3 protein-coding genes are annotated in these 5,921 nt (G+C 50.0%); all 3 read left to right on the forward strand.

Annotation, left to right across the window (positions count from 1 at the left end):
• Nucleotides 1–754: 754 nt before the first annotated feature.
• The 3 genes from Q0991_RS16855 to Q0991_RS16865 all read left to right on the forward strand — a co-directional run bounded on the left by Q0991_RS16855 (nucleotide 755) and on the right by Q0991_RS16865 (nucleotide 5,569).
• Complete coding sequence (locus tag Q0991_RS16855) at nucleotides 755–2,548, forward strand: fatty acyl-AMP ligase (RefSeq protein WP_299490418.1); 1,794 nt, start codon at nucleotides 755–757, stop codon at nucleotides 2,546–2,548.
• 344 nt (nucleotides 2,549–2,892) lie between these two features.
• Nucleotides 2,893–3,675: an aspartyl/asparaginyl beta-hydroxylase domain-containing protein gene (locus Q0991_RS16860; protein WP_299490419.1), complete on the forward strand. Its 783-nt coding sequence runs from the start codon at nucleotides 2,893–2,895 to the stop codon at nucleotides 3,673–3,675.
• 13 nt (nucleotides 3,676–3,688) lie between these two features.
• Complete coding sequence (locus Q0991_RS16865) at nucleotides 3,689–5,569, forward strand: fatty acyl-AMP ligase (RefSeq protein ID WP_366524982.1); 1,881 nt, start codon at nucleotides 3,689–3,691, stop codon at nucleotides 5,567–5,569.
• Nucleotides 5,570–5,921: the final 352 nt, after the last annotated feature.

Genomic DNA, 5,921 nt, shown 5'->3' on the forward strand with positions numbered 1-5,921 from the left:
GTTGAAATCATACTGGAGGGTCAATTCAGGGGGGTGACATCAAGCCTTCAGATTACCTTGATCGCTCCTGACACTGTTACCCGGTTTTGATCCAAGCCGACACAACTGATTAATTCTTGGTTTTTATTCTTGGAAAATATTATTCTTGCTAGTCCCGCTATGGAAGCGTTCTTAGATTTATAGAAGGATTAATCGGTGGATAATAGGGGTGATCAAGACACAGGTAAAGGGTTAGAAATTGATTTGTCTTCTTGGCGTAAACTTATCCCTCTTAAGCCCAGAGTAGTCATTATTGCCAAAGATTTACATTCTTAATCCAAGTAGGCTGATAAAGGTTTGAACCTCCATACATATATTAGTTATTATCCCTTGATCGTGAGTATTTGTCTTGGAAACTGGGCCCAAGAAACGCGGTATAAAAGGGCCAAAACCTAGGTGTTCTCTAGCCATGAACGCACAATCAACAGACAGAAACTACCGCTAGTATGAACGGGGAAAATGGTATTTCCGCATCAGATATGCAACAAAATTGACTGTCACAGTTGGTTAGTGAATCCCCCTTTTTGTAGGAACTAGAGGGCAAATATTGCGTCCATCAGGAGATACGAAGCCGCTGATTGTACGCCAGGATACTTGAAGTCTAGAACACCCCTAAACTACAGTAATGTGATGCAGATCCGCCTTTATTGTGATGCAAGTACTAGCGGGTTTAAATGCTCAAACTTAGGATTTGGCTATTGCGGATTTTGACCCTATGACCCAACCTTCAACACTAGTCGATATACTGCGAGAGCGATCGCAGCGCCAATCGGATTTAACGGCCTATACCTTTTTGGCCGACGGTAAAAACGAATCCGGGACCCTCACCTACGCCACCTTGGATTTGCAGGCTCGGGCGATCGCAGCCGCAATACAGGCCCTAACCGCCCGAGGCACCAACGTTCTGGTCGTCTATCCCTATGATGCTGGACTTGAATTTGTGTCCGCCTTTTTTGGCTGCCTCTACGCCGGAGTGGTGGCCGTCACCGATAATCCGCCCCGAAAACCCGAAGCCATTGCCAAACTCCAAATCCGGGCGAAAGCCTCAGAAGCTACCGTGCTGGTTTCCACCGCCGGATTTCTGGAGCATCTCAAAACGCAGCTCAAAAAGAATCCCGATTTAGCCCCGTATTTAAATCAGCTCACCTGGCTAGCCACAGATACCGTGCCCACGGATCAAGCCTCTGCCTGGACCCAGCCGGAGTTAGAAACCGATACCCTTGCGTTCTTGCAGTACACCTCAGGTTCCACCGGAGATCCCAAAGGGGTGATGGTCACCCATGGCAATATGCTCCACAACTCCAAGGTGATCTACGAGAGCTTTGGCCATTCGGACAACAGCCAGGGTGTCATTTGGCTCCCCCTATTTCACGACATGGGCCTAGTGGGAGGCGTCCTCCAGCCCCTATATGGTGGCTTCCCCGTCACCCTAATGTCACCGATTGCCCTGATCCAAAAACCGATTTTCTGGCTAGAGGCTGTCTCCAAATATGGGGCGACCACCAGCGGCGGCCCTAACTTCGCCTACGATTTACTCTGTCAGAAGGTAAAGCCCCAGCAGCGGGACCAACTGGATCTGAGTACATGGGAAGTGGCTTTTTCCGGGGCAGAACCGATCAAAGCCGATACCCTCGATCAGTTTGCGGATTTTTTTGGTCCCTGTGGCTTTCGACGGGAAGCCTTTTATCCCTGCTATGGCATGGCTGAAACCACTTTATTTGTATCAGGAGGGCTAAAATCAGAACCGCCGATTATTCGTCATCTGGATAGCACGGCCCTAGCAGAAAACAAAGTAGTCCCGGTGGAACCAGAGGCTGATAAAGCCCAGGCGATTGTCGGCTGTGGTCGCATGTGGTTAGGGGATAAGGTTGCGATCGCACATCCCGAGACCCTCACAAAATGTGCAGAAAACCAAGTCGGTGAGATTTGGGTGTCTGGGGCTGGCGTCGGTAAAGGCTATTGGCACAAACCGGACGTCACTGCCGAGACCTTTCAGGCCCACTTAGCAGATACGGGAGAAGGGCCATTCCTGCGGACCGGGGACTTAGGCTTTGTCCAAGACAGTGAAGTCTATATTACGGGCCGGATTAAAGACCTAATGATTATTTGGGGCCGAAACCAATATCCCCAGCTAATTGAACAAACCGTGGAGCAGTGTCATCCAGCGCTGCGGCCCAATCATGGTGCTGCTTTTTCCATTCCCCTCAATGGCGAAGAGCATCTGGTGATTGTCCATGAAGTGGAACGAAACTTTTTCCGCCGCCTCCCCGTCGAAGAAGTTATCGGAGCGATTCGTTTAGCCATTGCCGAAGACCATATGGCTGACGTTTATGCCGTGTTGCTCCTCAAGCCAGGTGCTATCCCCAAAACCTCTAGTGGCAAAATTCAGCGTCGCGCTTGTCGAACAAAATTTTTAGAAAACAGCTTTCAACCTGTTGCCGAGTGGAAACAAGAAACCCAAGGCAATATCTCAGATTTGATGGCCCCCATGGCCGCGAATCAACCGTAAATTAAAGTTCCCCCCATTTAATAACGTCTTCCTGGGTAAACGCCAAGGACAGATTGTCTTCCTGCAGCGCTATGAATACTTTCAATCAACGCCCATGTATACATCGCCCTGTTTTGAGATGCGGTCAGACTCGTCACCCCCCCTTTCTCTGTTAAGCCAAGCCGTGATTCGGCGCTTCTCTAGGTCCCCTTATATTTAAGGTACAGCCGCCAACCAAAAGAAATGGGACCAGCCGTTGGATGCCCTATTGGCGGCCAAAGGGACCCAATAGCGTCGTGACAGATCATGGTGTACATTGGCTGGAGTGTTAATGCGCCCGATTGTTGATTTCTACGTCCTAGCTTATGAGTGCATTGAGCCAGTTTTACTCTGATTTCAAAACCAAGAACCGCGAAGCAGCTCTCAAAGTAGGGGAAGGCTTATTGCGTCAATTGGAACGCCTCATGCGATCCGCGTCCTTGGTGGGCAACTCAACCTTCTTTGATCCTGCTCAGTTTGAATGGGTCAAAACCTTCGAAGAAAATTGGCAGGTGATTCGCCAGGAATTGGATGAAATTCTCAAATATAGAGACGACTTGCCTAATTTCCAAGATATTTCCCCAGATCAGTACAACATCACCAATGATCAGCGCTGGAAAACCTTTTTCTTCTACGCCTATGGGGTGACGGCAGAGCAAAACTGTCGTCTCTGCCCGGAAACAGCCAAGCTCCTGTCCAGCATTCCCGGGGTAAAGACAGCGTTTTTCTCGATTTTATTGCCGCAAAAGCAAATCCCCCCCCATCGGGGTCCCTTTAATGGGGTGTTGCGCTACCATTTGGGATTAATTATTCCCAAAGCAGCCTCAGACTGCGGGATTCGAGTGGGGGATGATATCCGCCATTGGCAAGAAGGCAAAAGTCTCATCTTTGATGACACCTTTGAGCATGAAGCCTGGAATAATACCGATGAAGTTCGGGTAATTCTCTTTGTCGATATGGTGCGTCCCCTCAAATTTCCCGCCTCCCTACTCAATCAGTTCATTATCCAGTTGATTGCCTGGTCTCCCTATATCAAAGACGCTGAGACCAATCAAAAGAAATGGGACCAGCGCCTACAAGGGCTGTTTAAATCGAAAACGAATTCATAATCCTGTGGTCAGGATGGAGTGTAACGTGGCTGAAACAACCAATTGGGATGCCAAGGTCGAAGAAATGGATCCACCCAAGGTGGACAGTTTGGTGGATTTGCTCCGCTATCGCGCGGCTCACCAGCCCCACCATCAAGGCTTTACCTTTTTAGTCGACGGTGAAGACGAAACCCTCCATCTCACCTACGCGGAGTTGGATGCAAAAGCCCGTGCGATAGCAGCCGCATTACAATCTGCCTGCCAACCCGGCGATCGAGCCCTATTGGTCTATCAGCCCGGATTAGAGTATGTCGCGGCCTTCTTCGGCTGTCTCTATGCGGGCGTCACGGCAGTCCCCATCTATCCACCCCGCCCGAATCGTTCCCTGATGCGCTTGCAAAGCGTGATTGCCGATTCCCAAGCTATTTTTGCCCTCACCACCTCTCAAATCCTGTCGAAACTTGAGCGACAGTTGATTGATGCCGCAGAGTTAAAAGCCCTCAAGTGGCTGGCCACCGATAGCCTCAGCGTCACTGAACCCCGCCAAGCCTGGCAAGAGATTCATCCCCAGGGCCAGGATTTAGCCTTTCTTCAATACACCTCTGGCTCAACCGCAACGCCCAAAGGGGTGATGATTACCCATCACAATCTTTTACAGAACCTGGCGCTGATTCACCAATGCTTTGAGCATAGTTCCCAATGCCAAGGGGTGATTTGGCTACCGCCCTACCACGATATGGGGTTAATCGGCGGGATTTTGCAGCCCTTATACGGCGGGTTCCCCGTGGCTCTGATGTCCCCCTTTATGTTTTTGCAGAGTCCCATTCGCTGGCTGCAAGCTATTTCTCGCTATCGGGCAACCACCAGTGGGGGACCGAATTTTGCCTACGATTTATGTTTGCGTAAGGTAAAATCCGAGCAGCTCCAAGGGTTGGATTTAAGCTCCTGGCGGGTGGCCTTTAACGGGGCAGAACCGATCAGCGCTCAAACCCTCGAAGACTTTGCCGCTAAATTTGCCCCCTGTGGTTTTCGGTCAGAAGCCTTCTTCCCGTGTTATGGCCTTGCCGAAGCTACGCTAATCGTGTCCGGAGGCCAACGGGATGCTCGCCCCGCCCTCAAAACGGTCCAAGGGACCGCCCTAGAACAGCATCAAGTGGTCTCGGCCCAAGCCAATGACGCCGATGCTCGAACCCTAGTGGGCTGTGGTACCGCCCTCCAAGGCCAAGAAATCGTAATCGCTAATCCTGAAACCCTGCAGCAATGCTCGGCAGAAGAAGTCGGCGAAATTTGGGTGTCTGGCGAAAGTATTGCCCAGGGGTATTGGCGACAGTCAGACGTGTCTGGGGAAACCTTTCAGGCCCATTTGGCAGATACAGGTGCAGGTCCCTTTTTACGGACGGGCGACTATGGGTTTTTGGTCGGCTCCGAGCTTTATGTGACTGGACGCCTCAAAGACGTGATTATTATCAATGGCCGCAATCATTACCCCCAGGATATCGAATGGACCGTGATTCAAAGTTATCCCGGCATTCGGCCCAATTGCGCTGCTGCCTTTTCAATTACCGAGGCAGGGGAAGAGCGGCTGATTGTGGTGGCGGAATTAGAACGAAACTATATCAACCGTTATCAAAAGAATGGCAAGAAGCCGTCTGCTCATCCTCCCCAGCTCAATAATTTTGTCCCTCCCACATCCTTGACGGCCGATTCGGAGCCCACCGCCGTCGAAAAAGATATCCTCACCCAAATTCGTCGGGCGGTTGCCAAAGAGCACGATTTGCAAATTTATGCCCTCTTGCTGCTCAAGCCCGGTAGTATCCCCAAAACCTCTAGTGGCAAGATTCAGCGATTTACCTGTAGAGCCAAATTTTTAGAGGGAGACCTAGAAAGCGTCGCCAAAAGTATGCCGCGCGCTTAAATAAAGCAGCAGGCCACGGAACTTTTACGGGCAGAAAGTCAGTCTCAACTTACACGCTTATTGCAGAAAGGTAACCCGCCATGCTTAACATGAATCTGCTTAGCCCCGAGCTACCTAGATCACCCTTACTTGGATCCTGGATCACCCTTACTTGGAAATGGACTGAGCTATAACATCATTACCGCCAACCCAAATACTTGATTGTTCAAGACATTTTTTCGTGATTGTCAACTGATTTAGTTAGCGACCAAAAAGAATGGGCCAATTGATTAATCTCTACATGCCACCTTGTTGCTGCTAAATAAATCTTTTATGATGAACCGAAGTTTTAACTTAAATTCACAATTCGGTT

Origin of the sequence: Acaryochloris sp. IP29b_bin.137 (assembly GCF_028285745.1) — a bacterium.
GTDB lineage: Bacteria > Cyanobacteriota > Cyanobacteriia > Thermosynechococcales > Thermosynechococcaceae > Acaryochloris.